This is a genomic window from Xanthomonas vasicola, from assembly GCF_000772705.2.
GTDB lineage: Bacteria > Pseudomonadota > Gammaproteobacteria > Xanthomonadales > Xanthomonadaceae > Xanthomonas > Xanthomonas vasicola.
The window spans coordinates 1-26192 of sequence record NZ_JSBW02000016.1; the positions used below are offsets into that span (position 1 = coordinate 1).

Below are 26192 nucleotides of genomic sequence, written 5' to 3' on the forward strand. Positions count from 1 at the left end.
CTGGATACCGTGCGGACACCCAGGGCCAGCAAGTACAGATGCAGAGCCGATCTACGATACAAGCTCGAAGCTTCAGGAGCGCATGGGCTTCTTGCATCTGCTCCGATGATCAGTCGGAAGACATACCTCTGTTCGGCGGTGGTGTCCAGATACAAGGAGCGCACCTGGGCGCGATAGGATGACCGGTATGGCCTCATCGCGCCCGGGTGCGCTCTTACGAGCGGTCTGGATCTGGCGGCTTCAGCGCCGCTGTGCTCACCCATGGAGACGGTTGAAAATCTGCACGCCGGCCAGCCACACGCCGGCCATGCTGCCGAAGTTGGTCAACAGAAATGTCAGCACCACGCGCGAGACGCGATTGCGGTACCAGCCGCGCAGCGTCTGCGCATCGTCGCGCAGCGACAGGAAATCGCCATAGGCTGGCTTGCGCATATGCACTTCGACCAGCGCCGCAAATGCGCCGGTTGGCACGCTCAGCCGGAACGGCTTGAACGGCGCCACGACGGCGGCAGTGAGAATGCTCAACGGGTGGCTGCCGGCAAGCAAACAGCCGAGTGCAGCCATGCCGCCGGTATACATCGCCCACTGCAGCAACAGGTCAGCGCCCATGCTCAGGCCGCCACGCCAGAACCCGATGCCGATGCCGGTGATGATCACTGCCAGAATGCCCAGCGTGATCCACGGAATACGCTTGCGCTGCTGTACGTATTCCAGCGATTCGCGCAGCGGGCCAGGCGCCGCTGTGTCTTGGTCCAGATGGCGCGCAAGACCGGCCAGATGCCCGGCGCCGACTACCGCCAAAATCTCGCGCTGATCTGCGCTGAATTCTTCGCGTAGACGTGTGGCCATGTACTGATCGCGCTCGGCAATCACCGTCTCGTACAGCTCCGGGCTTTCGCTGGCGAAATCGCCGAAGCTCGCTTCCAGCATGTCGCCTTGCTTGAGCTTTTCGATTTCCTCTTCGCCCACTTCATCGGCAGCGAACAGGCCGCCGAGCAATCCACCGGCCAGTTTCATCTTGCCGAAGAATCCCAGCCGCCCGGATGCGCGCTTGAAGGTCAGGCCGACCTCGCGATCGATCAGATGCACCGGCAAGCCCTGCGCGCGTGCCAGGTTCACCGCCTCTTTCAATTCCGCACCCGGCTCGATGCCGAGTTGTTTGGCCAGCCGGCGTTGGTACGCGGCAAGCGCCAAATTGGCCGCAAACAAAGCCACGCGCCCCTTGCGGATCACCTGCACCAGATCCAGGCGGGCGAGGGCGTCCGGGTCGCTGAGCGCCTGCAGGCGCTGCGCATCCAGTTCCACTGCCACCGCGTCGTAACGCCCGCTGCTGATCGCGCGTTGCACGGCGGCCACACTGGCAAGCGACACATGCGCGGTGCCGAGCAAGGTATAGCGCACGCCGTCGCGTTCGACGATGCGGTGCGGCTGGCCGGATAGCGCATCGTCCAGAACGTGGGTGGTCTGCTCAGTCATGGGGGTTTTCATCAGAAGGGAGGGGCGGTGTCGCCAGAGCCAAGCGCGCGTTGCATCTGCACGCCGTCCAACCAGCGACCGTGTTTGCGGCCGATTCCGGTGAGTACTCCGACCGTGCGAAATCCAAAACGTTCATGCAATTGTCGCGATGCCAGGTTTCCGGCATCGCCAATCACCGCAATCATCTGCCGAAACCCACGCTGCTCGCACACCGCGATCAGCTCGCCGAGCAGGGCTTTGCCGATGCCGCGGCCCTGCATCGCGGCGGCTAAATAGATCGAGTTCTCCACCGTCCAGCGATATCCCACGCGTGCGCGAAATGCGCTGACATAAGCGTAGCCCGCGACTACGCCATCGAGCTCGGCGACCAGATACGGGTGGCCCGCATCCACAATCGCGCTCACCCGTGCGCGCATTTCATCGAGCGATGGTGCGCTGTATTCGTAAGTGTTGACCCCGCAGATCTGCTCCGCATAGATCGCGGTGATCGCCGGGATGTCCGCATCGCGGACTGCGCGCAGCTCGACGGGCATGCGGTCAGTCGATGTAGCGCTTGAGCAGATCGCCGTACGCATCTATACGACGGTCGCGCAGGAACGGCCAGATCCGGCGCACGTGCTCGCTGCGTTGCAGGTCCACATCGCAGATCAACACGGTCGGATCCTGGCCGGCTTCGGCAATGAACTCGCCCTGCGGTCCCAGCACATGGCTGTTGCCCCAGAACTGGATGCCCGATGCGCCCAGCGGCGAGGGCTCATGGCCGACACGGTTGCACGACAGCACCGGCACGCCGTTGGCCACCGCATGGCCGCGATGGCTGAGGATCCAGGCATCGCGCTGACGCTCCTGCTCGGGCTGCTGGTCGTCCGGATCCCAGCCGATCGCGGTGGGGTAGAGCAGCAGTTCCGCACCGGCCAGCGCCATCAAACGCGCTGCCTCCGGGTACCACTGATCCCAGCACACCAGCACGCCCAGGCGACCCACCGAAGTATTGATCGGCGTGAAGCCGAGATCGCCAGGAGTGAAGTAGAACTTCTCGTAGAAACCCGGGTCGTCGGGGATGTGCATCTTGCGATACTTGCCGAGCAGGCGGCCGTCCTTTTCGAACACCACCGCGGTGTTGTGATATAGCCCGGCCGCGCGACGTTCGAACAACGAGGCGACCAGCACCACGCCATGCTGCTTGGCCAGCGTGCTCAGACGTTCCGTGCTTGGGCCGGGAATCGGCTCGGCCAGATCGAATTCCTCCACCGACTCGTGTTGGCAAAAATACGCACAGTTGTGCAGTTCCTGCAGCAGCACCAACTTGGCGCCCTGCGCGGCTGCCTCGGCCACACGCGATTCGATGACGGCCAGATTGGCCTCGGCGTCGCCGTGGTTGCGCTCCTGGATCAGCGCGACGGAAAGGAGATGACGGGTCATGGCAGCATCCAACGTAAGTGGCGCATTAAGGTAGCGCGCCATGGCGTAACACCGGCCTGCCGGCCGGAACAGGAAACCACGCGCGGGGTGTGCGGCCGCCACGCAGGCAAGATTTAGAGCTGCTCCTGGAGTTGCTCATGGAACTGCTAACAAAACATAGCGAGCAGTCGTCAGGTGGGCGTGGACGGCGCGCTCAGAACCGCAGTGTACGAGTGGTGCATACCCGCTTCCGAGCATAGGCCGCGCCCACCTTGCGGTGAGCGCAGTCCTTTTGTTAGCCGCTCTCAAGCGGCGAGCAGGCCGGCTGGCAATTGCATGGTCAAGCAATGCAGGCTGCCGTTCTGCCAGATCAGCGCACGACACGGTACCGGCACGATCTCATGGTGCGGGAACGCCTGCGCCAACACCGCCTGCGCAGTCGCATCGGCCGGATCGCCATAAGCCGGCATCAGCACTGCCCCGTTGACGATCAGGAAATTGGCATACGACGCGGCCAACCGGCGGCCCTGGTCGAGAATGGGTTCTGCCCACGGCAGCACAAACAGGCGGTACGGCTGCCCGTCGGCCCTGCGCAGCGCAGCCAGTTCGGCGCCCATGGCCTGCAGCTCGGTGTAGTGCGAATCGCTGGCCACATCGCAGCCTTGATAGACGATCGCATCCGGGCCGGCAAAGCGCGCCAGCGTGTCGATATGTGCGTCGGTATCGTCGCCTTCCAGGTAGCCGTGATCCAGCCACAGCACGCGCTCCTGGGCCAGCCACGTGGCCAGATCGCGGCTGAGCGATTCGCGCGTGCGCTGCGGGTGACGCTCATGCAGGCACTTCCAGGTGGTCAGCAATGTGCCGGCACCATCGGTCTCGACCGCGCCGCCTTCCAGGGCGAAGTCGACCGTCTCTACCTGTGCCGGCACGAATACCCGTGCGGCATCCAGCGAGCTCACCAACTGATCGTCCAGGCTGGCTTCGAACTTGCCGCCCCAGCCGGTGAAACGGAAATCCATCAAGCGGAAGCCGGTGTCCTGGCGCAGCGTGATCGGGCCGGAATCGCGCAGCCAGGTGTCGTTGTATGCGGCGATGACGAAGCGCACGCGCGCCATATCCACCCGCGCCGAACGCAGCCGTGCTTCGGCATAAATCTGCAGGTCGTCGTCGGCGACGCAGATGACCACCGGCTCGAAGCGGGAGATCGCCGTGACCAGCGCGATATAGGTCTCTTCCACATCGGCCAGGCGCTCGGCCCAATCAGTACCGGCATGCGGCCACGCGAGCAACACGGCTGATTGAGGTTCCCACTCGGCGGGAAAACGAAGACGGTCGGTCATGCCAGGCAGTACTCATCTTGGTGTGCAGGCCATCGCCCGCAGGTTCATCGATATCCCACATGCGAATGCGGGCTCTTGCGATCCAGGCGCGCATCGGTGCGCCTGGCCTTGTTACAGAATCGCAGCAACCCATGTCCGGCTGCTGACGGACGCAGCACACAGTGCGATGCGTCCGTGACGGTTGGGGGCGCGGCGAACGGACGCCAGCGCCTCGGCGGCGTTGTCATCGCCGCATTACCGAATCGGCGGCTTCGGCCCTATCTCGTTGGCATCGGCCTTGTTGGCCACCACGTCGATCACCTTGCTCTTTTCGAAGTACACGGTGAACGCCGGATACACCCAGCGATGGATGGTTGGCCACTGACGCTTCTGACCACCGCGTGGGTCGAGCTTTTCCTGCGGCGCGCCGTAGCGGCCTTCGACCTGGCTCATGCTCTCGCCACGCAAGGGCAGGACAGCAGCAGGTTTCTGCTGTGCACGGTCGACCAGCAGCGTATCGGCCGAAGCAACGGCACTGATCCCCATCAGCGCGATTGTCAGCACGATCGGCGGCATCACAAACAAACGGTTGCGCATGTCATCTACTCCCCAGTGGACAAGTTTTCAGATGGTGATTACAGCAAAAAACCACGATAGACGCTGCGTGACGCGGCTGGCCTGGCAGCAACGCGATTGCCCAGGCGGCGCGTCGGTGTAGAGACGGCTAATGCCGTGGCTGGGCCGGCGGGCGGCGGACGCATGTGGCAACAACCGGTGTGAAGCAGCGGCCAAGAAAAAACCGCCCGGAGGCGGCTTTCTCGGGTCTTGCACGCGCCGCAAAGCTTAGCGCTGACGCGCCTTGAAACGCGGGTTCGACTTGCAGATTACGAAGACCTTACCGCGGCGGCGGACCACCTTGCAGTCGCGGTGACGGGTCTTCGCAGACTTCAGGGAGGACAGGACTTTCATGGCACACCTCGGCGTAAACGGTTGGATTCGATGGAAGAGTGCCCACGGTCGAGGGTGCACCCAGAATTAAGCCGGCAATTCTAACCGGCTTTTCGTCGTGCTTTCAAGTGGTTGCAGCGCGATCGCTGCGAGCGGCGCTACACTAACGCCTGATGACCTTCCGGAAACCTGAATGACCGACCTGTCGCCCGTCCTCACCATCGATGGCCCCTCCGGTGCCGGCAAGGGCACTGTGAGCCGGATTGTGGCCGCCCGGCTGGGCTGGCATTACCTCGATTCGGGCGCACTGTACCGTGCGGTAGGCGTTGCAGCGAGCTGGGCCGATCTGGATGTGTCCGATGCTGCGGCATTGGTGCGCTGTACCTTCGACACCAGGGTGGAGTTCGACGACGCCGGCGAATCCGGGCTGCGGGTGCTGGTCAACGGCGTGGATGCCACCGGCGAGCTGCGCCTTGAAACCACTGGCGCACTGGCTTCGGCAATTGCCGCCATTCCCGAGGTGCGCAGCGCCCTGAAAGAGCGCCAGCGCGCATTCAGGCGGGCGCCCGGGCTGGTTGCCGACGGGCGCGACATGGGGACGGTGATCTTCCCGGATGCCGTCTTCAAAGTTTTTCTGACCGCCAGTGCCGAAGAACGTGCGGGCCGTCGCCATAAACAGTTGATGGAAAAGGGTGTTTCGGTTATCTTTGACGACCTGCTGCGCGAGATCATGGCCCGTGATGCCCGTGATGCGCAGCGGGTGGTGGCGCCATTACGGCCGGCCGAAGACGCCGTGCTGATCGATACCAGCGGAATAGGGATCGAGAATGTCGTCCAGCGTGTGGTCGGGTTGCTCGCAGACCACACGCCGTCGTAAGCGTTCCGCAAGCGGGCCTGTCCCGCCGACCGTAAGGCGTTCCAAAGCTCCGTCGCGCATCCTGCGTGGCGGTTCTATTACTTCTAAACCGACTCGCTGTCCGGAGTCGACCAACAGGCTGGGCGGTTCGTATCTATCGCATTCCGACAATCGGCGCCCGTGTGTTCAACTGAGTAAATTCAAATGACAGAATCTTTTGCAGAACTGTTCGAAGCCAGTCAAGCCAATCTGGCGAAGCTGAAGCCGGGCTCGATCGTCACCGGTACCGTCGTGGAAGTCCGCGGCGACGTGGTGGTGATCAACGCTGGCCTGAAGTCCGAAGGCATCGTGCCGATCGAGCAGTTCCGTAACGACGCTGGCGAGATCGATGTCGGCGTAGGCGACCAGGTCAAGGTTGCCCTCGATTCCATCGAGAACGGCTTCGGTGAAACCGTGCTGTCGCGCGAGAAAGCCAAGCGCGCAATGGTGTGGGACGAGCTGGAAGAAGCGTTGGAAAAAAACGAAACCATCACCGGCCGCATCAGTGGCAAGGTCAAGGGTGGTTTCACCGTGGACATCAAGGATGTCCGCGCGTTCCTGCCTGGTTCGCTGGTGGATGTGCGCCCGGTGCGCGACCCGGCCTATCTGGAAGGCAAGGAACTTGAGTTCAAGCTGATCAAGCTGGATCGCAAGCGCAACAACGTGGTGGTTTCGCGTCGTGCAGTGGTCGAGAGCGAGCACTCGGAAGAGCGCGAGCAGCTGATGGACAAGCTGCAGGAAGGCGCGATCCTGAAGGGTGTCGTCAAGAACCTGACCGATTACGGCGCATTCGTGGACCTGGGCGGTATCGACGGCCTGCTGCACATCACCGACATGGCCTGGAAGCGCGTGCGTCATCCGTCCGAAGTCGTCAACGTCGGCGACGAGCTGGACGTGCGCGTGCTGAAGTTTGATCGCGAGCGTAACCGCGTCAGCCTCGGCCTGAAGCAGCTGGGCGAAGATCCGTGGGACAACATCGCGCGTCGTTACCCGGCCAACAGCCGCGTGTTCGGCAAGGTCTCCAACGTCACCGATTACGGCGCATTCGTCGAGATCGAGCCGGGCGTCGAAGGTCTGGTGCACGTCTCCGAGATGGATTGGACCAACAAGAACGTCAACCCGTCCAAGGTTGTGCAGGTTGGTGACGAAGTCGAAGTGATGGTGCTGGATGTCGACGAGGAGCGTCGCCGCATCTCGCTGGGCATGAAGCAGGTTGCTGCCAATCCGTGGGAAACCTTCGCTGCTACCCACAAAAAGAACGACAAGGTGTCCGGTCAGATCAAGTCGATCACCGACTTCGGCATCTTCATCGGTCTGGACGGCGGCATCGACGGTCTGGTGCACCTGTCCGACATCAGCTGGAACACCACCGGCGAAGATGTCGTGCGCAATTACAAGAAGGGCGACACGCTGGAAGCCGTTGTGCTGGCAGTTGACCCGGAACGTGAGCGCATCAGCCTGGGCGTCAAGCAGCTGGAGCAGGACCCGTTCGGTCAGTACATGGCGTCCAACCCGAAGGGTTCGAAGGTCGAAGGCGTGGTGCGTGAAGTGGATGCCAAGGGCGCTACGATCGACCTGGCCGATGGCATCGAAGGCTACGTCGCTGCACGCGACATCGCCAACGAGCGCGTCGACGATGCAACCCAGCACCTCAAGGTGGGCGACAAGATCGAAGCCAAGTTCGTGGGCATGGACCGTAAGGGCCGCACCCTGCAGCTGTCGATCAAGGCCAAGGACGATGCTGAAATGCGCGAAACGTTGGAGGACTACCAGTCCGCCTCCGCGTCGGGCGGTATGACTCAGCTGGGTGCGCTGCTGCGTGCACAGTTGAACAACAACAAGTCCGAGTAAGCGCGTAGCGCTCGCAAGAGCGTGATGGATCGGCCCGGGCTTGCCCGGGCCGATTCCGATGTGTCAGTCGAAAAAAGCAAGTCTTCCCATGACCAAGTCCGAATTGATTGAAATCCTGGCGCGACGCCAAGCGCATCTGAAGTCGGACGACGTAGATCTGGCAGTCAAGTCGCTGCTGGAAATGATGGGGCAGGCGCTCTCCGACGGTGATCGGATCGAAATTCGCGGGTTCGGCAGTTTTTCGCTGCATTACCGTCCGCCACGTCTGGGGCGTAATCCCAAGACCGGCGAATCGGTTGCGTTGCCGGGCAAGCATGTTCCCCACTTCAAGCCGGGCAAGGAATTGCGTGAGCGCGTTAGCTCCGTGGTGCCCGTCGACATGTCCGATGCGACGGACTGAAGTCCGTTCTGGCGCTGTATTTATGTCGTCTCGGTTAAGCTAGCCCGCTTCCCGACGGAGTCTCGCCATGAAGGTGCTTCGCTTGCTGGTGATGTTGGCCTTCCTGTTGGTCGGTCTGATCATCGGTGCTGTCAATTCCCAGGACATCACACTCGATTTCCTGTTCTCCAGTGTGCACACCAGCTCAGGTGTCGCAATCATCGTCGCACTGCTGGTCGGTGTGTTGATCGGTGCCGGCATGGTGCTGGTCAGTGTGGTCATTCCCCTCTATTCCAAACTGCGCCAGGCCAATAAGGCTGTTGCGGTCAGTCGCGCCGACGCCAGGGCTGTCACGCCTGCCGCCGTCGAGCCGCGCCCCATCGATGGACTGTAAGTACGTATGGACTTTCTGACCGAGTGGATCTGGTTTTTCCTGTTTGTGCCGCTGGCTGCGCTGGGCGGCTGGATCGTCGGGCGTCGAGGCGGTCAGCGTCATGGCGACACTCAGGTCAGTCGTCTTTCCAGCACCTATTTCCGTGGGTTGAACTATCTGCTCAACGAGCAGCCGGACAAGGCGATCGAGCTGTTCCTGCATATCGCCGAACTGGACAAGGAAACCTTCGAAACCCAGGTCGCGCTGGGGCATTTGTTCCGCCGCCGCGGTGAAGTGGACCGTGCGATCCGCCTGCACCAGGGCCTGGTGCAGCGTGGTGACCTGACCGATCAGCAGCGCGTCCAGGCCCTGCTGGCGCTCGGCGAGGACTATATGAAGTCCGGCCTGCTGGACCGTGCCGAAACGGTGTTCACCGAACTGGCGCAGCTGGACCAGCGCGCGCCGCAGGCGTTGCGCCATCTGATCGGCATCTACCAGGCCGAACGCGATTGGGAAAAGGCGATCGACAACGCCACCCGCTACGAAGAAGTGACCGGCGAGCCGATGGGCAAGTTGATCTCGCAATTTGAATGCGAACTGGCCGACCGCAATCGTGGCCTGGGCAAGACCGACGACGCATTGCAGGCAATTGCGCGTGCCTACCAGGCCGATGGCACCTCGGTGCGCGCCGGCATTCTGGAAGGGCGCATCGAAGCCGAGCGCGGTCACGACGAAGCAGCAGTGCGCGCATTTGAACGTGCTGCCCGGCATGATCCGGAGTATCTGCCGGAGATCATTCCCGCATTGATGTCCGCCTATCGGCGAGTCGGCGATATCGCGGGTGCGCGCAACTTCCTCTCGGAGATGACCGAGCACTATCGCGGCATCGCACCGGTGCTGGCGCTGACCCAGTTGATGGAAGCCCAGGATGGCGTGGCGCCTGCGTTGGCCTATCTCGGCCGCCAGCTCAAGGATCGCCCGTCGGTGCGCGGGGAGTCGGCGCTGATCGACCTTACCCTTGCCGAGGGAAGCGACCCGGTCGGGACGCTGCAGGACCTCAAGCACATCACCGACCAGCTGCTGGTGCGCAATCCGAGCTATCGTTGCACGCGTTGCGGCTTCGGGGCCAAGACGCATCATTGGCAATGCCCGAGCTGCAAGGAATGGGGTACGGTCAAACCGCTGTTGAACTACGCGGTGGTCTGATGGTGTGGCTGTGGTGCGTGCTGCACCTGCTTGTCGCGGCACTCGGGACCTGGCTGTTGCGGCGGTATGCCTTGCAGCGCCGCCTGCTTGACCATCCCGGTGAACGGCGCAGCCATCTGGTGGCGACGCCGCGGGGTGGTGGCATGGCGATCGTGGCGGCGATCTTGCTGGGTTGCGTCGCGGCAAGTGTGCTGTGGCCAGCGGCGCGCTTGATGCTGGGCTGGTTCGCTGCAGGGTTGATTGCAGTGGCCGGTGTGGGCTGGTGGGACGACCATCGGCCGCTTTCGGCCAGACTGCGGTTTGCGATCCACCTGGCCGCATCGGCCTCGTTGGGTGGCTTGGTTTGGCATTACACCGGCAATGTGTGGGATGGGGTGCTGGCTGCTGCGGCGTCGGTGGTGTTGATCAACGTCTGGAATTTTATGGACGGCATCAATGGGCTGGCTAGCAGCCAGGCGGCGTTGGCTGCCTTCGGTTTTTCGCTGGTGGCGCCAGAGGGATGGTCATGGGCAGGGCTGGCAGTTGCGGCATCGTGCCTGGGATTTGTCCCGTTCAATTTTCCGCGCGCCCGCATCTTCATGGGCGATGGCGGCAGCGGTGCGCTCGGCTATGTGTTGGCGGCGTTGCTTGCCCTGAACGTGGCGAATGGTCAGGTGAGCTGGTGGATCAGCTGGCTGCCGTTGACGGCGTTTCTTGTAGACGCCGGCTTCACGCTGCTTGCTCGCATGCTCGCCGGGCAACGCTGGTGGGAGCCGCATGCTCAGCACGTTTACCAACGTTTGGCGCGTCGGCTTGAGACGCACGTTACGGTAACCAGCGTTTATTTCGCTTTCAGCGTCGCTGCCGTCTGCTTGTATGCGTTAATTCGTCATGATGCATTTTGGCAGCAGGTGTCCGGAGCTCTGGTTTGGGGCATTGGCGCCACTGCAATCTGGCATTTTCTGCGCGATGGACTGCGCAATTCCTGAGTAATGGATTTTTATGATTTCCTGGCGTGACCGTTTGACCAAGGCCCTGCCGCAAATAGCGGTCGTGGTACACGACCTATTGATGGTGTGGTTGTGCTGGCAGCTACTGCACGCCGGCCGCTATTCCATGTTACGCGAGGCGCCGAATCTGCCGCTGTGGGACTGGCGCACCGCGGTAGTCCTGGTGGCGCAGGGTTTGGTGTTCTGGAACATGGGGTTGTACCGCGGACTGTGGCGCTTCGCCTCGGTGCCGGACCTATGGAACATTTTCAAGTCGAGCTTTCTCGGCTTGGCCGCGATCGTGCTGGCGCTGTCATACGACCGCCTGGATGGCGTGCCGTTGTCGGTGCTAGTGGTCTATCCGTTCGCGTTGTCGGCCATGCTGGGTACGCCGCGTCTGCTGTATCGCGCTTGGAAGGACTACCAGATCGCACATTCCGGTGACGCCGGGCAGCGCGTGCTGATCCTCGGAGCAGGGCGCGCGGCCGAAGGCTTGGTGCGAGATCTGCGCCGTACCGGCGCGTTTGTGCCGATTGGTTATCTGGATGACGCCAACAAACTGCATGGCGCCAAGATTCAGGGTCTCAATGTGCTGGGCAATCTGGATCAAGCCGCCGCGATTGCCAAGGAGACCGCCGCCAAGCTGTTGGTCATCGCGATCCCATCGCTGGATGCTTCCGGCATGCAGCGCGTGGTGGCGATCTGCGAAAGCACCGGCCTGCCGTTCCGCATGGTGCCTAAGCTGATCAACGTGCTGGAAGGGCGCTCGCTGCCGGGCGAGTTGAAGGAGGTCGCGATTGAGGACTTGCTCAACCGCAAGCCGGTCACACCCGACTGGCGGCTCATCCGCGACTGGCTGACCAACAAGACCGTGATGGTGACCGGCGCCGGCGGTTCGATCGGTTCGGAAGTCTGCCGCCAGTGTGCACGTCACGGTGCGCGCCGGATCGTGCTTTTAGAAATCGACGAGCTGGCCCTGCTGACCATTGATTCGGATCTACGTCGGCTATTCCCGGATATCGAAGTGGTGCGCGTGTTGGGCGATTGCGGTGACCCGGCGGTGGTTGCGCATGCGCTGAACACTGCGACTCCGGACGCGGTGTTCCACGCGGCTGCCTACAAGCAGGTGCCGTTGCTGGAAGAGCAACTGCGCGAGGCGGTGCGCAACAACGTGCTGGCAACTGAGAACGTGGCGCGCGCCTGCCAGCGTGCACGCATCGAAACCTTCGTCTTCATTTCCACCGACAAGGCGGTCGAGCCGGTCAATGTGCTGGGTGCAAGCAAGCGCTATGCAGAGATGATCTGCCAGAGCCTGGACGCGCGCGATGCGCCGACGCGCTTCATCACCGTGCGTTTCGGCAACGTGCTGGATTCGGCCGGCAGCGTGGTGCCGTTGTTTCGCGAACAGATCCGTCAGGGCGGCCCGGTCACGGTGACGCATCCGGATGTGACGCGTTACTTCATGACGATCCCCGAAGCCTGCCAGCTGGTGATCCAGGCGGCGGCGTCGGCATCGCATGGTGCGATCTATACACTGGATATGGGCGAGCCTGTGCCGATTCGCCTGCTAGCCGAGCAGATGATCCGTCTGGCCGGCAAACAGCCGGGCAAGGACGTAGCGATTCTCTACACTGGCTTGCGTCCGGGCGAGAAGCTGCACGAGACGCTGTTCTATTCCGACGAAGACTATCGTCCCACCGCGCATCCGAAAATTCTCGAAGCCGGCGTGCGCGAGTTCTCGCATGAGCAAGTGTTGCAGCTGGTGACGCGCTTGCGCGAGGCCGTTAACCGCTATGACATCAACGCGATGGAGACTGTGCTGGGCAGTCTGATGCCGGATTTCGCGGCTGCTCGACGGAAAGTCGACGCGCGATCTGATACGGTCGTTCCATTCCCCGCACGTGAGGTCAGAAGACTGTAATGAGCCAGCGTATTCGCAAGGCAGTATTTCCCGTCGCAGGTCTTGGAACCCGCTTTCTTCCGGCAACCAAGACGGTGCCGAAAGAAATGCTGCCAATCATCGACAAGCCATTGATTCAGTACGCCGTCGACGAAGCCATCCAGGCTGGTTGCGATACGTTGATCTTCGTGACCAACCGCTACAAGCACTCTATCGCCGATTACTTCGACAAGGCTTACGAGCTGGAGCAAAAGCTGGAGCGTGCAGGCAAGCTTGAACAGCTAGAGCTGGTGCGCAACGCATTGCCGGAGGGTGTCCGTGCCATTTTTGTGACGCAGGCAGAAGCGCTCGGCCTGGGCCATGCGGTGTTGTGTGCCAAGGCCGTGGTCGGTGACGAGCCGTTCGCGGTGCTGCTGCCGGACGATCTGATGTGGAACCGCGGCGATGCTGCGCTGACCCAGATGGCCGATGTTGCAGAAGCCTCCGGCGGCAGCGTCATTGCTGTGGAAGATGTGCCGCACGAAAAAACCGCCAGCTACGGCATCGTGTCTACCGATGCATTCGATGGCCGCAAGGGCCGCATCAATGCGATCGTCGAGAAGCCCAAGCCGGAAGTGGCGCCGAGCAATCTGGCCGTGGTCGGTCGTTACGTGCTGAGTCCGAAGATCTTCGAATTTCTTGAGGCTACCGGTGCAGGCGCGGGCGGCGAGATCCAGCTGACCGACGCGATCGCCGAGCTGCTGAAGAAAGAGCAGGTCGATGCCTTCCGTTTCGAAGGTCGCCGTTTCGATTGCGGCGCGCATATCGGCCTGATCGAAGCCACCGTGCATTTCGCGCTCGAGCACGAAAAGCATGGCGGCCCAGCGAAGGAAATCCTGCGCAGCGCATTGGCTCAGGCTGACGCGCGCGGTTGATTGCTGCTTAATTGCTGTTTCCACGAACGACGCCAACTGGCGTCGTTCGTCGTTTAGGGGCTCGCCATACGGACCGCTGCGCTGGCAGAGCTCGGAATAGCAGGCCACGCGACGCGCAGATGCGCACCTAGGTGCAGGCCGATGCCGCGTGCGTACCGCTAGAATCCAGACTTTCGAGTCGGCGGTTATCTTCGGCAGGGTCGCGCTGGAGGGGCTGGGGATGGACGAGGGCGAGGCCGGCATGATTTCGCGCCAGATCCGCCGACGCGATGCCGAGCGTTTCGAATTGGAGATCGCTGCCGGGGACGCACGCGCCGGAGCCAGGCTGATGTATGGCAACACTTTGCCAGCCACGCCGCGGCCCACACCGTTCACACGGCCGCGTCGCGGCAGCCGCACGCTCAATCCCGATGCGGTGCCGCAGGCCGAAGAGGCGGAGCCGTCAGGCCGCGACTAAGAGTGGCGCACAGAGCCACTGCGCACGCACCAGGCAGGCGCGGCCGTTGTCGATGCGGCATGTACCACTCATCCGGCTCGGCTTCTGTGCGCCGCCCTGACCCGCCTGATGACTGCTCGCTACTTTTGGCAGCAGCGCGAAGTGATGCTTGCCTTAGCCATGCTTACGCTGGGCGGCTGCGAAGGCTTCCAACTGCTCGGGCGTGGCGTCTTTTTGATGCTGTCGTTTCCACTCGGCAAATGGCATCCCGTAGACCGCCTCGCGCGCTTGTTCCTTGCTCATGGTCTGGCCTTGCGCTTCGGCCGCTTCGCGGTACCAGTCGCCCAGGCAGTTGCGGCAGAAGCCGGCCAGAATCATCAGGTCGATATTCTGCACATCGGTGCGTTCCTGGTTGAGATGCTGTAGCAGGCGGCGAAATGCTGCCGCTTCGATGGAAGTGATGCTCGAATCAGTGCGTGATGTGGTGTCGGTCATGACGGAATCGGGGACAATAGACGGCCTTCGACTCTACACCTGACGCCCCATGACCGCTTCCGCGCCAGCTGCCTCCGCTTCGGCCCGCCTTCTCGATGGTCGCCGCATTGCCGAGGAATTGCTCGACGGTTTGAAGCTGCGGGTGGATGCGCGGCTGGCGGCCGGCAAGGCGCGCCCCGGGTTGGCGGTGGTGCTGGTCGGCGGCGATCCGGCATCATCGGTGTATGTGCGCAACAAGCGGCGCGCGGCGGAGAAGGTCGGCATCGAATCCTTCGATTACGACCTGCCGCACGGAGCTAGCGAAGCCGAGCTGGCGGCGCTGATCGATCAGCTCAACGCCGACCCCAAGATCCACGGCATTCTGATCCAGCTGCCGCTGCCTGGCATTCCCGATGCCAATCGGCTGATTCAGCGCATTGATCCGCGCAAGGACGTGGACGGGTTCCATCCGCAGAATGTCGGGCATCTGGCCTTGCGCGAATTCGGGCTGCGCCCCTGCACGCCGCGCGGCATCGTGACCTTGCTCGGCCACACGGACCAGCCGGTGCGTGGCCGCAATGCCACCATCGTGGGCGTGAGCAACCACGTCGGCCGGCCGATGGGGCTGGAGCTGCTGCTTGCGGGTTGCACGGTGACCAGCTGCCACAAATTCACTCCGCCGGATGTGCTTGAAGCCAGCGTGCGCAACGCCGACATTCTGGTGGTGGCGGTGGGCCGCCCGGGGCTGATTCCGGGCAACTGGGTCAAGCCGGGCGCGGTGGTGATCGATGTCGGCATCAACCGGCTCGGTGACGGCCGGCTGGTGGGCGACGTCGGTTTCGACGCCGCCGCGCAGCGCGCGGCCTGGATCACCCCGGTGCCGGGCGGGGTAGGGCCGATGACGGTGGCTACGCTGATGCAGAACACCATCGAGGCCGCTGATGCGGCCGAGATTCAGGAGTCGGGAGTCGGGATTCGTTAAAGGCAACGGCGAGGCGCGTGCATCGGCTGATTCGGAGTGCATCCGAGATCGGCCGGCTATCGGCATCCTGACAAAACAGGCGACGGCGGGCGGTGCGAGGCGGTGCTGTTGCCATGCCGAATGCCGACTCCCCAATCCCGGCCCCAATGCGTTAAAATGCCGCGCTTCCCCAAACTCGGGTCCGCCGATGCTACGCATCCAGGCTGAAGCTCTCACCTACGACGACGTTTCGCTCGTCCCCGCTCATTCGATCGTCCTGCCCAAGGACGTCAGCCTGGAAACCCGGCTGACGCGCGACCTGCGCTTGAAACTGCCGATTCTGTCGGCGGCAATGGACACAGTGACCGAACACCGCCTTGCGGTGGCCATGGCCCAGTTGGGCGGCATCGGCATCATCCACAAGAACCTGACCCCGCAGCAGCAAGCGGGCGAAGTGGCGCGGGTCAAAAAGTTTGAATCCGGTGTGATCACCGAGCCGTTCACCGTCAGTCCGGACACCACCATCGGCGAAGTGCTGGCGTTGACCCGCGCGCGCAACATCTCCGGTGTTCCGGTGGTGGATGGCAGCGAACTGGTCGGTATTGTCACCAGCCGCGACATGCGCTTCGAAAAGAAGCTCGACGATCCGGTCCGCCACATCATGACCAAGAAGGATCGCCTGATCACCGTGCGCGAAGGCGCCAGCGATGAGGAAGTGCTCGAGCTGCTGCATCGCAATCGCATCGAAAAGGTCCTGGTGGTCAACGACAGTTTCGAGCTGCGTGGCCTGATCACGGTCAAGGACATCCAGAAGAAGACCGACAACCCGAATGCCGCCAAGGACAGCGCCAAGCGCTTGCTGGTGGGTGCGGCGGTGGGCGTGGGCGGCGATACCGAACAGCGTATCGAGCTGCTTGCCGCAGCCGGCGTGGACGTGGTGATTGTCGATACCGCGCATGGCCATTCGCAGGGCGTGATCGATCGGGTGGCGTGGGTCAAGAAGACCTATCCGCAGTTGCAGGTGATCGGCGGCAACATCGTCACCGGCGATGCCGCGCTGGCGTTGATGGATGCCGGCGCCGATGCGGTCAAGGTTGGCGTGGGTCCGGGGTCGATCTGCACCACGCGTGTGGTTGCTGGCGTGGGCGTGCCGCAGATCACCGCGGTGGACATGGTGGCCGAAGCGCTGCAGGACCGCATTCCGTTGATTGCCGATGGCGGTATTCGCTACTCCGGCGACATCGGCAAGGCGTTGGTGGCGGGTGCGTCGACGGTGATGGTCGGGGGCCTGTTGGCCGGTACCGAAGAAGCGCCGGGCGAAGTGGAACTGTTCCAGGGCCGCAGCTACAAGAGCTACCGCGGCATGGGTAGCCTGGGTGCGATGGAAAAGGGGTCCAAGGACCGCTATTTCCAGGACGCTTCCGATGCCGACAAGCTGGTTCCAGAAGGCATTGAAGGGCGCGTGCCGTATCGCGGCCCGGTCGGCGGCATCATCCATCAGCTCATCGGCGGCCTGCGCGCAACCATGGGCTACGTGGGCTGCGCCACGATCGAAGACATGCGCAGCAAGCCCAAGTTCGTCAAGATCACCGGCGCCGGCCAGCGCGAAAGCCACGTGCACGACGTGCAGATCACCAAAGAGCCGCCGAACTATCGCGCCGGATAACCGGGAATGGGGAATTGCGAATCGGGAATCGTAAGAGCCCGCCGCTCCCTCGTCCGATAGCGGTCGGCGCCGCGTTTGCTGTTGCGATTCCCTCATCCCGATTCTCGATTCCCGGCTCTCAATGACCAACATCCATACCGACAAGATCCTCATCCTCGATTTCGGCGCGCAGTACACCCAGCTGATTGCGCGGCGTATCCGCGAGATCGGGGTCTATTGCGAGATCTGGGCGTGGGATCACGATCCGTCGGAGATTGCCGGCTTCGGCGCCAAGGGCATCATCCTGTCCGGTGGCCCGGAATCGACCACGTTGCCAGGCGCACCGGTGGCGCCGCAGGAAGTGTTCGATAGTGGCCTGCCGGTGTTCGGCATCTGCTATGGCATGCAGACACTCGCCGCGCAGTTGGGCGGTGCGACGGAAGCCGCAGATCAGCGCGAATTCGGTCATGCCGAAGTGGATGTGGTGGCGGCCGATGCCTTGTTCGCCGGCCTCACCGATCATGCCGGCGTTGCGCGTTTGAATGTGTGGATGAGCCATGGCGACCACGTGTCGCAGGTGCCGCCGGGCTTCACCGTTACCGCCACGACCGACCGCATTCCGGTCGCGGCGATGTCCAACGAAGACAAGCGCTGGTACGGCGTGCAGTTCCACCCGGAGGTGACGCATACCTTGCAAGGCCAGACCTTGCTGCGTCGCTTCGTGGTCGATGTCTGCGGCTGTCAGACGCTGTGGACCGCAGCCAATATCATCGACGACCAGATTGCACGTGTGCGTGCGCAGGTGGGCGATGACGAAGTGATCCTGGGCCTGTCCGGCGGCGTCGATTCGTCGGTGGTAGCCGCACTGCTGCACAAGGCGATCGGCGACAAGCTGACCTGCGTGTTCGTCGATACCGGCCTGCTACGTTGGCAGGAAGGCGACCAGGTGATGGCGATGTTCGCCGAGCACATGGGCGTCAAGGTCATCCGCGTCAATGCGGCCGATCGCTACTTCGCCAAGCTCGAAGGCGTCAGCGACCCGGAAGCCAAACGCAAGATCATCGGCAACCTATTCGTGGATATCTTCGACGAAGAATCCAACAAGCTGGCCAATGCCAAATGGCTGGCGCAGGGCACGATTTATCCGGACGTAATCGAATCGGCCGGCAGTAAAACCGGCAAAGCGCACGTAATCAAGAGCCATCACAATGTCGGTGGCTTGCCGGAACACATGAAGCTGGGTCTGGTCGAACCGTTGCGCGAATTGTTCAAGGACGAAGTGCGTCGCCTCGGTGTCGAACTCGGCCTGCCACGCACCATGGTCTATCGTCACCCGTTCCCGGGCCCTGGCCTGGGCGTGCGCATTCTGGGCGAAGTGAAGCGCGAATACGCCGAACTGCTAGCCAAGGCCGATGCGATCTTTATCGATGAGCTGCGCAAGGCTGATCTGTACGACAAGACCAGCCAGGCGTTCGCGGTATTTCTGCCGGTGAAGTCAGTAGGCGTGGTCGGCGACGCGCGTGCCTACGAATGGGTGATCGCGCTGCGTGCGGTGGAAACCATCGACTTCATGACCGCGCATTGGGCGCACCTGCCGTATGACTTCCTCGGCACCGTGAGCAACCGCATCATCAACGAACTGCGCGGCGTCTCGCGGGTGGTGTACGACATCTCCGGCAAGCCGCCAGCGACGATTGAATGGGAGTGACAACCGGTCTGTCTGACCCACGCGTTTGGCGATCGAAATCGCCGCACCGATGAGCTGATCGGGCGGCGTTTCTCCGAGTTCGGTAGTAGATCTTAGGTTCGCCCTCGCCATTGAAGAGCAGAGGGCGCTGGCTGGGCAAGAAGGCGCTTTACGCAGCGGTGGGCGTGCGCTTGCTTTCAGAAGACGCATCACCGAAACACGTCTCCCACTGCAGGTTGCCGATATAACGACGTGCCATGCGGCCTTCGTCGTCCAGGGCGAAGAGGTGCAACCAGCGGTTGTCGAACAGGGCGCGCACCTGCGGGTGCCGTTCGAGAATCACGGCGATGGCTTCCGGTGGTGCCTCGATCAGCACTGAGAGCCGCAGTGGTTCATGGATCAACCGTTCGCCGTCATGCACCGACTGCCAGGGCAGCCCAGTGCGCAGGATCCCGCCGTTGCCTTCGACCACACCGATGCCGCCGGTGACGTTATGCAGCAGCTTGTTGCCGGCGCCGAAACTCTCCGGTGCGACGGTCGATCCGTAGTACTGCAGGCTGATCCAGCTGGCGACGACCACCGGTGCTGTCAGGATCAACTCCAGCACGCCGAAGCCTTCGTCGCACCGCCAGTCGTAGTCGTGGAGGAAGGCACGTCCCGCCAGGTCGCGGCCGGCGCTGCGCGAGCGCGGCGCGGCGATAAAGGCCTGGCATCCTGCAAGCGCCCATTCGGGGCGAATCTCGGCCCAGTCGCGGGCGCGATGTGCGATGTCCTGGCCGCGATTGGCGCGAGGCAGGCGCAGGGCGCGCTCCCCGCGTGCCAGCGCACCGGCCGCGGCCAGCCACTGCGTCACCTGGACAAGATCCTGCGCATGCTCGGGGGAGGGATGGTCGTCGGTGAAGAGCGTCACTGCGTCGGTCGTGGTGTCGTGCAGTGCGGCCAGGAACAACGTGTCCGCGGGAATGACGATGCCGTGCTCGGAAAGACCGGCGCGCACTTCTTTGTCGTTGAGCAGCGACGCCAGCAGCCGCGCGTTCACTTCGCCCGAATAGCCGCCGCAGGCGCCGCAATGCAGTGCGCTGGCATGCGGGTTGTTGACGACCTTGGCGCCATGGCCGGCAATGACGACCAGCCGGGCGAAGTCGCTGGTGAAGGACATTGCCTTGAGGATGCGCGCGGCCATGGTCAACCGCGTGTCCAGGTCCAGCTCATGCGCCGGGTGCGGCGCGGGATCCATCGGTGTGTGGTGGCGGGCCAGTGCGAGCCCATCGCGCAGCAGCTTGGCGATGTAGATCGGGCCGGTTGCTTCGACGAAGGCGAAGGAGGAAATGGCCGCCAGCTTGAAGCGGCCCCAGGCGCGCCTGGCACGTGCGGTGATCCGCGCGGTGAGGTCTGCCGCGTTCGCAGCCGGTGTGGCGTCTCCTGCGAAAGTGATGACACCGGGGTTCAGCAGGACGGGCAGGCGCGCTTCGACCACGTCCGAGGCGAAGCGCCGATGGCCGATGCCAAAGCCGAAGAACCCTGCGAAGCCGAGCGTCGTGATACCGGAATCGAGGCTTTCCAACGCGCGGCGGAACACTTCCGAGCGCACGTCGATGCAGAAGGCCATTTGCAGCTTTAAGCGGTCGAGCGAGAGCTGCGCCGACGAAGGTGCGGCAAGTACGGTGTGGAGCTTGCGCTGCGCGGCGCGTTCGGCCGCTTCCTGCAGGATGCTGTCGACAACATCGTCTGAAGATGCAGCGACCGGCTCGGCGTAGGCTGCGATGGCCGCGTGCCAGCCAGGCACCAGTGCGGAGCCGCCGTTGTGCAACAGTGCGGCGTCCCAGAGCATGCGGATGGCGAGCAGATCGGTGACGCATGCATCGGTGCCGCCGTTCAACTCCGCCTGCCAGAGCCGATAGCGGGCGACCTGACCCCAGCCGCCGAGTGTGGTGAGCAAGCGGTGGAAATAGCTGTCCAGCGCGTCCTCGGAAAGACCGAGGCGGGCGACGCAGTCGACGCGCGCGTCTTCGGCAGTGGCGGGTGCATCCGCCACATACTGGGAAAAACCTGCAAGGCCGGCGATTTCAGGTGTCAGATCGTGGGTCGCGATGATCCGCCATGTACTGTAGGCACCGCCGGATTGGCCGACAGCCCAGAGCGCCTGGCCCTGATCGAAATAGCCGGCGGCCCAGTGACCGATGCGCTCGTTGACGATGCCGGGCCAGTCGATCGCAGCGACGTCGCGGGCCAGCTCGGCGACCGTCGGGATCGCCTGCGGGGCAGGGCGTGCGGCTTCGATGGCGTGTTTGAGTGCGGACAAGGTCGGCGGGCGCATCGCGGCCGGCGCGCTCTGCAAGGCCGCCTGCAGATCGCCTTCGGTGATCTCGCCGGACTGTAGCCGCTCTGCATACCAGGACCGCGGCATGGTGACGGCGATACCGGACGCGCGCCGCAGTCGTGCGGCTGCCATTTCCAGCGGCTCGCCGGCCTGGCCGAGGAAGGGGTTGACCGCAACGCTCGAGGCGAGCGGCCACAGCGGGGGGATAGCGCGTGCCGCACGCTGCGCGGCGGCGATGATCACAGCGTGGGAGAGGGACATGGCGGTTGTCGTCGTGGTCATCAGCATGGGGGCCTGGCAGGGAGAGAGGGTCACGAGGTCTTGCGAACAGACCAGCCGCCGAGCAGGCGATCGATCGTGGCGTTGGCATACAGGCCATTGGAGAGGTGGACGCGGAGCCCGGCGGCAGCGGGATGCGAGGCCCAGAGTGGAAACAGCGCCTGCGCCACCGCCACCAGCCCGAAGCTCAGCACCGCGAGCGTCATCAGCGTCCACTCCAGCCGTCCCGGCGCCGGTGTCGCTGGCAGCACGCCGGCCGTCAGCCATTCGGCGGCGGTCTGCAGCGCGAAGTAGCCGATCGCCGCGGCGCTGGCGTAGATCGCCGTCTTGCGGGTGAGGGGGCGCGGCGCGGCATCGGCAAGGCCCTGGGCCAGCAGGTAGGCGACACCGAAGATCAGGATCGCGCCCAGTGCCAGGGCCTGTGGCGATTTGTGCTCGAAGCTGAAGACGAACCCGAAGGCCGTGCCGATCCCGATATAGATCGCCACTGCGATCAGAAACGCGCGGCCGACCGCCGACCCATTCGGAACCGCGACCGGCCCGGGCCGGCGAATGGCCGCGACCTGCTCGACCGCGCCACCAGATGCGAGGAAGGCGTGCGCCTTGTAGAGCGAGTGCGCGACGATGTGCAGCAAGGCCAGCGGGAACAGTGCTAGGCCGCACTGGAGCATCATGAAGCCCATCTGCGCGACCGTGGACCAGGCCAGCGAGGTCTTGACCGCCGGCTGGGTCAGCATCACCAGCGCGCCGAATAAGGCGGTAAACCCGCCCAGCATGGCCAGCACGGCGAGCACGCCCGGGGCAGACAGCATCAGGTCGGAAAAACGGATCAGCAGGAAGCCGCCACCGTTGATCACACCGGCGTGCAGTAGCGCCGACACCGGCGTGGGTGCTTCCATCATCTCGGTGAGCCAGCCGTGGGTCGGGAACTGCGCCGATTTCAGCACCGCAGCAAGTGCGAGCAGGGCGGCCGCCGCGACCAGCGCCCAGGAGTGCTGACCGTTCCGGGCCAGCGCATTGATCGTGGCGATATCGGTCGTGCCCATGCTTTTCCAGAGCAGCACGGCGGCGCAGGTCAGGGCGATGCCGCCGGTGGTGGAGAACAGGCGCTTCTTGCGTGCTGCGCGCTGCGCTTCCACGCGCTCGGGGTAGAACAGCAGCAGGCGATGCATCGCGATGCTGGTGGCGACCCAGGCAACGACGACCTGCACCACGTTGCCTGCCTGCACCAGCAGCAGGACCGCCGCAAGCGCAATGCATAGCCAGCCGGTGAAGTAGCCCTGGCGCGCTTCGCCGTCGAGATAGGTGCGTGCGTATCGCACCACGATCCAACCGACGAAGGCCACCAGCAGCAGCATCGTCACGCTGACCGGGTCGAGCCGTGCGGACAGGCCGATACCGCTCCATCCGATCAGCCCGCTGTCGCCGGTGCCTCGCAACAGCAATAGTGCAAGTGACGCGATCGCGATCAGTAGCGCGCCGAGCGCGGCGCCTTCAGCGAACAGGGGAATCCCGCGTGGGCGGCGGCCGCTGCGAAGCAAGGCGAAGACGGCGGCGGCAAGCAGCAGGAGTGGTGCAAACAGTGGCAGTAGATAGAGCGACAAGGCAATCCCCTAAGAACAAGTGCGGTGGCGGGCTGGACTATATTAAATATCGGAGGGTTAGAAAAAAAATTCATTGTTCTTTTCATATCGTTCGTTATTATCGAACGATATGGCAGCCTTGAACTACAACCATCTGCGCTACTTCTGGGCCGTCGCGCACGAGGGCAACCTCACCCGCACGGCCGAGCGCCTCAACCTCACCCAGTCGGCGTTGTCGGTGCAGATCCGCAAACTGGAAGAGCGCCTGGGTCATGCGCTGTTCGAACGCCGCGGGCGGCAGTTGCATCTGACCGAGGCGGGGCAGATCGTGCTGGACCATGCCGATGCGATCTTTGCCACCGGCGATGAGCTGCTTGGCACGCTGCGCCAGACAGGTGCCGCGCGACAGGCACTGCGGGTCGGCTCGCTGGCCACGCTGTCGCGCAACTTCCAGATGGAGTTCCTGCGCCCGCTGCTCGGCCGCACCGATATCGATCTGATTCTGCGTTCGGGCAGCGCGGGCGAGCTGCTGCGGGCGCTGGAGGCGCTCAACCTCGATGTGGTGCTGCTCAATCGGGCACCGGCCGGTGATGCGCTGTCGCCATTCGTCACCCAACGGCTTGCCGAGTACCCGGTCAGCCTGGTCGGGACGCCGGATCGGTTGAGCCATGCCGCCAGCTTCGCCGACCGGCTTCGCAACCACCCGATCATCTTGCCCACGGCGGAGAGCAGCGTGCGCATCGGCTTCGACGCCTTGGCCGATCGCCTGGGCGTGCAGCCGCAGATCGTGGCGGAAGTGGAGGACATGGCGATGATGCGACTGCTTGCCCGCGAGGACATTGGCCTGGCCGTTCTCCCGCCGATCGTGGTGAAGGACGAGATTGCCGCGGGCGCGTTGATGGAAGGCGATCAATTGCCGGACATCGTGGAGACGTTCCATGCGGTCACCATGTCGCGGCGCTTTCCGAATCCGCTGGTAAGGCTTCTGCTTCAGCCCGCGGCTACGTCTGCAAACCTGTAGCTCCACGTCGATTTCGCGATGGCGTATAGACCCGAAGCTAAAGCGGATCGAACGGTGCTCGGTCCAACAGACAGTCGATGAAGGCACCCAGAAGCGCTGGCCGATGCTGTCTGTTCGGGTAATAGAGGAACAGCCCCGGGCGCGAAATCGACCAGTCCGTCAGGAGTTGGACCAAGCGCCCCTGGGCCAATAACGCGCCCACGCCGTCCCGCTCGAAGTGATAGGCGATGCCGAGCCCATTCACCGCAGCAGCAATGCCGATATCTGCGTGATTGGTGACCACCGGGCCATCCACCGTCACCTCGATGCGTTGCCCGCGCTTTTCGAACTCCCAGCGATAGTGCCTGCCGTCCATCTGCAGCCGCCAGTTGATGCATGCGTGGTCATGCAGTTCGGTAGGTGATTTGGGCGTTCCTCTGCGTGCCAGGTAGTCCGGCGACGCGACGACCACCATCTTTAAATCCGGTGTCAGGCGCACCGCCACCATGTCTTTCTCAAGCTGGCCACCGACACGGATGCCGGCATCAAAACGGCCAGCGACGATATCGGCCAGTGCGTCGTCGACCACGATGTCGAGCACAACGTCGGGATGTGCGTGATGGAAGCGCGCGAGCCGGGGCGCAATGATAGTTCGCGCGGCAATCCCCAGCGTGTTGATGCGCAAAGTGCCGCGCATCTGGCCGGTGGCTTCACTGGCTTCGGCGACGGCAGCCGCCATCTCGCGAAACAACGGCGCGATGCGGTTGTAGAGCAGTTCGCCACTTGCCGACGGTGCCACGCTGCGCGTCGTGCGGTTCAACAGCCGCGCGCCGATGCGGCCTTCCAACTGACGAATGGTCTGGCTCAGTGCCGACGGTGACAGGCCCAGGTGCTCTGCGGCCCGCGCAAAGCTCTGGCGCTCCACCACAGCCACGAAGGCTTTCAACTCAGCAAAATCGGATCCGCGCATTATGCATTCCTTTCTGCATAGCCCGTCCGGATTCTAGAGTATTCACTGAATTCGCTCTGGTGCGCATGCTGAGGTCTCCACTCACCTACGGAGCCAGCCACATGGACATCCCGACCCTTCCCGAGCCGATTGCCGCTTACTTTGCGGCCGAGCACAACCCTGACGCATTGGCGCAGTGCTTCACTGCGCACGCTGTCATGACCGACGACGGTCACAGCTATACGGGTATCGACGCGATCAAGACTTTCATGGCCGAGGCATCGGCCAAGTACAACGCACTGAGCGTGCCGTTTGCCATTGAGCGCGAGGACGGCATCCACTGCGTGCGTGCCAAGGTCAGCGGCAATTTTCCCGGCAGCCCGGTCGTGTTGTCGTATCGCTTTCGCCTCGAACGCGGCCTGATCGCATCGCTGCAGGTCACGGTATGAGCTTCGACCTGCAACTGACCGGCCTGCGGGCCGTGGTTACCGGCGGAACGCTGGGTCTGGGCGCTGCGGTTGTGAACTCCCTGGTGGAGGCCGACGCGCGCGTGGCGACTTCCGCGCGCACGCTGCCAGCCCAGCCGGTGGCGGGAGTGATGTACGTGGCGGCCGATCTATCGACGGCCGAGGGCACGCAGCAGCTTGCCCAAACTGTCCTGCAGGAGTGGGGCGGCGTCGACATCCTGATCAATGTGCTCGGCGGTTCAAATACGCCCGGTGGCGGTTTTGCCGCGATCAGCGATGCGCACTGGTTTGCCGAGTTGAACCTGAATTTGATGCCCGCGGTGCGCTTGGATCGCGCACTGCTGCCAACGATGCTGGTGCAAGGCTCCGGTGTCGTCATCCACGTCAGTTCCATCCAGCGGGTGCTGCCGTTGTCAGAGTCCACCACCGCCTATGCGGCGGCCAAGGGCGCGCTCACCACCTACAGCAAGTCGCTGGCACGCGAAGTGACGCCGCAAGGCGTGCGCGTGTTGAGCGTTGCGCCAGGCTGGATCGAGACCGAGGCGTCCGTGGCATTTGCGCAGCGGATGGGGGAAGACGCCGGAACAGACTACGAAGGCGGCAAGAAAATCGTGATGGAGTGGTTGGGAGGCATTCCTGTGGGCCGTCCCGCCAAACCGCAGGAGGTGGCCGATTTGATCGCCTTCTTGGCGTCTCCGCGCGCTGCCTCGATTGCGGGGGCTGAATATCGGATCGACGGCGGCACGGTTCCTACGTTGTAG

Annotated in this window: 24 protein-coding genes, 1 other RNA gene and 1 pseudogene; 15 read left to right on the forward strand and 11 right to left on the reverse strand. The window is 63.4% G+C overall.

Translation table 11 applies throughout. From position 1 onward, the window contains the following. Positions 1 to 255: 255 nt before the first annotated feature. The 7 genes from NX05_RS03215 to ykgO all read right to left on the reverse strand — a co-directional run bounded on the left by NX05_RS03215 (position 256) and on the right by ykgO (position 5165). The gene (locus tag NX05_RS03215; protein WP_052239595.1) at positions 256 to 1488 is read right to left on the reverse strand and encodes a TraB/GumN family protein; all 1233 of its coding nucleotides are present in this window, start codon (positions 1486 to 1488) and stop codon (positions 256 to 258) included. Then, the gene (locus tag NX05_RS03220) at positions 1488 to 2009 is read right to left on the reverse strand and encodes a GNAT family N-acetyltransferase (RefSeq protein ID WP_039434786.1); all 522 of its coding nucleotides are present in this window, start codon (positions 2007 to 2009) and stop codon (positions 1488 to 1490) included. Before NX05_RS03220 ends, NX05_RS03215 begins: the two co-directional genes overlap by 1 nt. A 4-nt stretch (positions 2010 to 2013) precedes the next feature. Continuing rightward, positions 2014 to 2898, reverse strand: a complete 885-nt coding sequence (locus NX05_RS03225; RefSeq protein ID WP_039434990.1) for a carbon-nitrogen hydrolase — start codon at positions 2896 to 2898, stop codon at positions 2014 to 2016. A 144-nt stretch (positions 2899 to 3042) separates the two neighbouring features. After that, a non-coding RNA gene (locus NX05_RS21640) (sX9 sRNA) lies at positions 3043 to 3119 on the reverse strand. A 63-nt stretch (positions 3120 to 3182) separates the two neighbouring features. Continuing rightward, positions 3183 to 4217: an agmatine deiminase family protein gene (locus tag NX05_RS03230; protein ID WP_039434789.1), complete on the reverse strand. Its 1035-nt coding sequence runs from the start codon at positions 4215 to 4217 to the stop codon at positions 3183 to 3185. 234 nt (positions 4218 to 4451) lie between these two features. Next, a complete protein-coding gene (locus NX05_RS03235; protein ID WP_039434792.1) occupies positions 4452 to 4793 on the reverse strand; it encodes a hypothetical protein in 342 nt (113 codons plus the stop codon). A gap of 246 nt (positions 4794 to 5039) precedes the next feature. Continuing rightward, positions 5040 to 5165, reverse strand: a complete 126-nt coding sequence (ykgO, locus tag NX05_RS21650) for a type B 50S ribosomal protein L36 (protein ID WP_005913193.1) — start codon at positions 5163 to 5165, stop codon at positions 5040 to 5042. A gap of 172 nt (positions 5166 to 5337) precedes the next feature. Between ykgO and cmk the strand changes: the two genes are divergently transcribed. The 9 genes and pseudogenes from cmk to NX05_RS03280 all read left to right on the forward strand — a co-directional run. Then, positions 5338 to 6021, forward strand: coding sequence for a (d)CMP kinase (gene cmk / locus NX05_RS03240; protein WP_010373008.1), 684 nt, complete (start codon positions 5338 to 5340; stop codon positions 6019 to 6021). Positions 6022 to 6204: 183 nt separating this feature from the next. Further along, positions 6205 to 7890 (forward strand): 30S ribosomal protein S1, encoded by a 1686-nt coding sequence (gene rpsA, locus NX05_RS03245; RefSeq protein ID WP_003489652.1) that lies wholly within the window; start codon positions 6205 to 6207, stop codon positions 7888 to 7890. A gap of 88 nt (positions 7891 to 7978) precedes the next feature. Then, on the forward strand, positions 7979 to 8290 hold the full coding sequence (locus NX05_RS03250) for an integration host factor subunit beta (RefSeq protein WP_010373014.1): 312 nt from the start codon (positions 7979 to 7981) through the stop codon (positions 8288 to 8290). Positions 8291 to 8357: 67 nt separating this feature from the next. Then, positions 8358 to 8663: a lipopolysaccharide assembly protein LapA domain-containing protein gene (locus tag NX05_RS03255; RefSeq protein ID WP_010382169.1), complete on the forward strand. Its 306-nt coding sequence runs from the start codon at positions 8358 to 8360 to the stop codon at positions 8661 to 8663. A 6-nt stretch (positions 8664 to 8669) separates the two neighbouring features. Then, on the forward strand, positions 8670 to 9848 hold the full coding sequence (gene lapB / locus NX05_RS03260; protein ID WP_010373020.1) for a lipopolysaccharide assembly protein LapB: 1179 nt from the start codon (positions 8670 to 8672) through the stop codon (positions 9846 to 9848). Beyond that, the gene (locus tag NX05_RS03265) at positions 9848 to 10816 is read left to right on the forward strand and encodes an MraY family glycosyltransferase (RefSeq protein ID WP_010373023.1); all 969 of its coding nucleotides are present in this window, start codon (positions 9848 to 9850) and stop codon (positions 10814 to 10816) included. Before lapB ends, NX05_RS03265 begins: the two co-directional genes overlap by 1 nt. A gap of 13 nt (positions 10817 to 10829) precedes the next feature. Next, on the forward strand, positions 10830 to 12737 hold the full coding sequence (locus NX05_RS03270; protein WP_010373025.1) for a polysaccharide biosynthesis protein: 1908 nt from the start codon (positions 10830 to 10832) through the stop codon (positions 12735 to 12737). Then, complete coding sequence (gene galU / locus NX05_RS03275) at positions 12737 to 13630, forward strand: UTP--glucose-1-phosphate uridylyltransferase GalU (RefSeq protein WP_039434796.1); 894 nt, start codon at positions 12737 to 12739, stop codon at positions 13628 to 13630. The genes NX05_RS03270 and galU overlap by 1 nt, the downstream gene beginning before the upstream one ends. 166 nt (positions 13631 to 13796) lie before the next feature. Next, a pseudogene (locus tag NX05_RS03280) lies at positions 13797 to 14087 on the forward strand (monovalent cation:proton antiporter-2 (CPA2) family protein); the annotation flags it as partial. A gap of 153 nt (positions 14088 to 14240) precedes the next feature. On the opposite strand, the gene NX05_RS03285 reads toward NX05_RS03280, so the two are convergent. Next, complete coding sequence (locus NX05_RS03285; RefSeq protein WP_010373035.1) at positions 14241 to 14561, reverse strand: DUF1244 domain-containing protein; 321 nt, start codon at positions 14559 to 14561, stop codon at positions 14241 to 14243. 49 nt (positions 14562 to 14610) lie between these two features. On the opposite strand from NX05_RS03285, the gene folD reads away from it, so the two are divergent. The 3 genes from folD (at position 14611) to guaA (ending at position 18854) form a co-directional block, all read left to right on the forward strand. After that, positions 14611 to 15522 carry a bifunctional methylenetetrahydrofolate dehydrogenase/methenyltetrahydrofolate cyclohydrolase FolD gene (folD, locus tag NX05_RS03290; RefSeq protein WP_039434798.1) on the forward strand — a complete coding sequence of 304 codons (912 nt, stop codon included), beginning with the start codon at positions 14611 to 14613 and terminating at the stop codon, positions 15520 to 15522. Positions 15523 to 15709: 187 nt separating this feature from the next. Beyond that, positions 15710 to 17167: an IMP dehydrogenase gene (gene guaB, locus NX05_RS03295; RefSeq protein WP_039434802.1), complete on the forward strand. Its 1458-nt coding sequence runs from the start codon at positions 15710 to 15712 to the stop codon at positions 17165 to 17167. A 121-nt stretch (positions 17168 to 17288) separates the two neighbouring features. Next, positions 17289 to 18854, forward strand: a complete 1566-nt coding sequence (gene guaA, locus NX05_RS03300) for a glutamine-hydrolyzing GMP synthase (RefSeq protein WP_017118676.1) — start codon at positions 17289 to 17291, stop codon at positions 18852 to 18854. 148 nt (positions 18855 to 19002) lie between these two features. Here guaA and NX05_RS03305 read toward each other — a convergent pair whose 3' ends face one another. Both NX05_RS03305 and NX05_RS03310 read right to left on the reverse strand, forming a co-directional pair. Further along, positions 19003 to 21441, reverse strand: a complete 2439-nt coding sequence (locus NX05_RS03305) for a YbcC family protein (protein WP_039434805.1) — start codon at positions 21439 to 21441, stop codon at positions 19003 to 19005. A gap of 23 nt (positions 21442 to 21464) precedes the next feature. Further along, positions 21465 to 23036 (reverse strand): proton-conducting transporter transmembrane domain-containing protein, encoded by a 1572-nt coding sequence (locus NX05_RS03310; RefSeq protein WP_039434808.1) that lies wholly within the window; start codon positions 23034 to 23036, stop codon positions 21465 to 21467. Between the two features lie 109 nt (positions 23037 to 23145). Between NX05_RS03310 and NX05_RS03315 the strand changes: the two genes are divergently transcribed. Further along, positions 23146 to 24036 carry a LysR family transcriptional regulator gene (locus NX05_RS03315; RefSeq protein ID WP_010373162.1) on the forward strand — a complete coding sequence of 297 codons (891 nt, stop codon included), beginning with the start codon at positions 23146 to 23148 and terminating at the stop codon, positions 24034 to 24036. Positions 24037 to 24073: 37 nt separating this feature from the next. Here the strand turns inward: NX05_RS03315 and NX05_RS03320 are convergent, their stop codons facing one another. Further along, entirely contained in the window at positions 24074 to 24985 is a 912-nt protein-coding gene (locus tag NX05_RS03320; RefSeq protein WP_039434813.1) for a LysR family transcriptional regulator, read from the reverse strand. A gap of 101 nt (positions 24986 to 25086) precedes the next feature. On the opposite strand from NX05_RS03320, the gene NX05_RS03325 reads away from it, so the two are divergent. After that, positions 25087 to 25413, forward strand: a complete 327-nt coding sequence (locus NX05_RS03325; protein ID WP_017118678.1) for a nuclear transport factor 2 family protein — start codon at positions 25087 to 25089, stop codon at positions 25411 to 25413. Next, positions 25410 to 26192, forward strand: a complete 783-nt coding sequence (locus tag NX05_RS03330; protein ID WP_017113196.1) for an SDR family oxidoreductase — start codon at positions 25410 to 25412, stop codon at positions 26190 to 26192. The genes NX05_RS03325 and NX05_RS03330 overlap by 4 nt, the downstream gene beginning before the upstream one ends.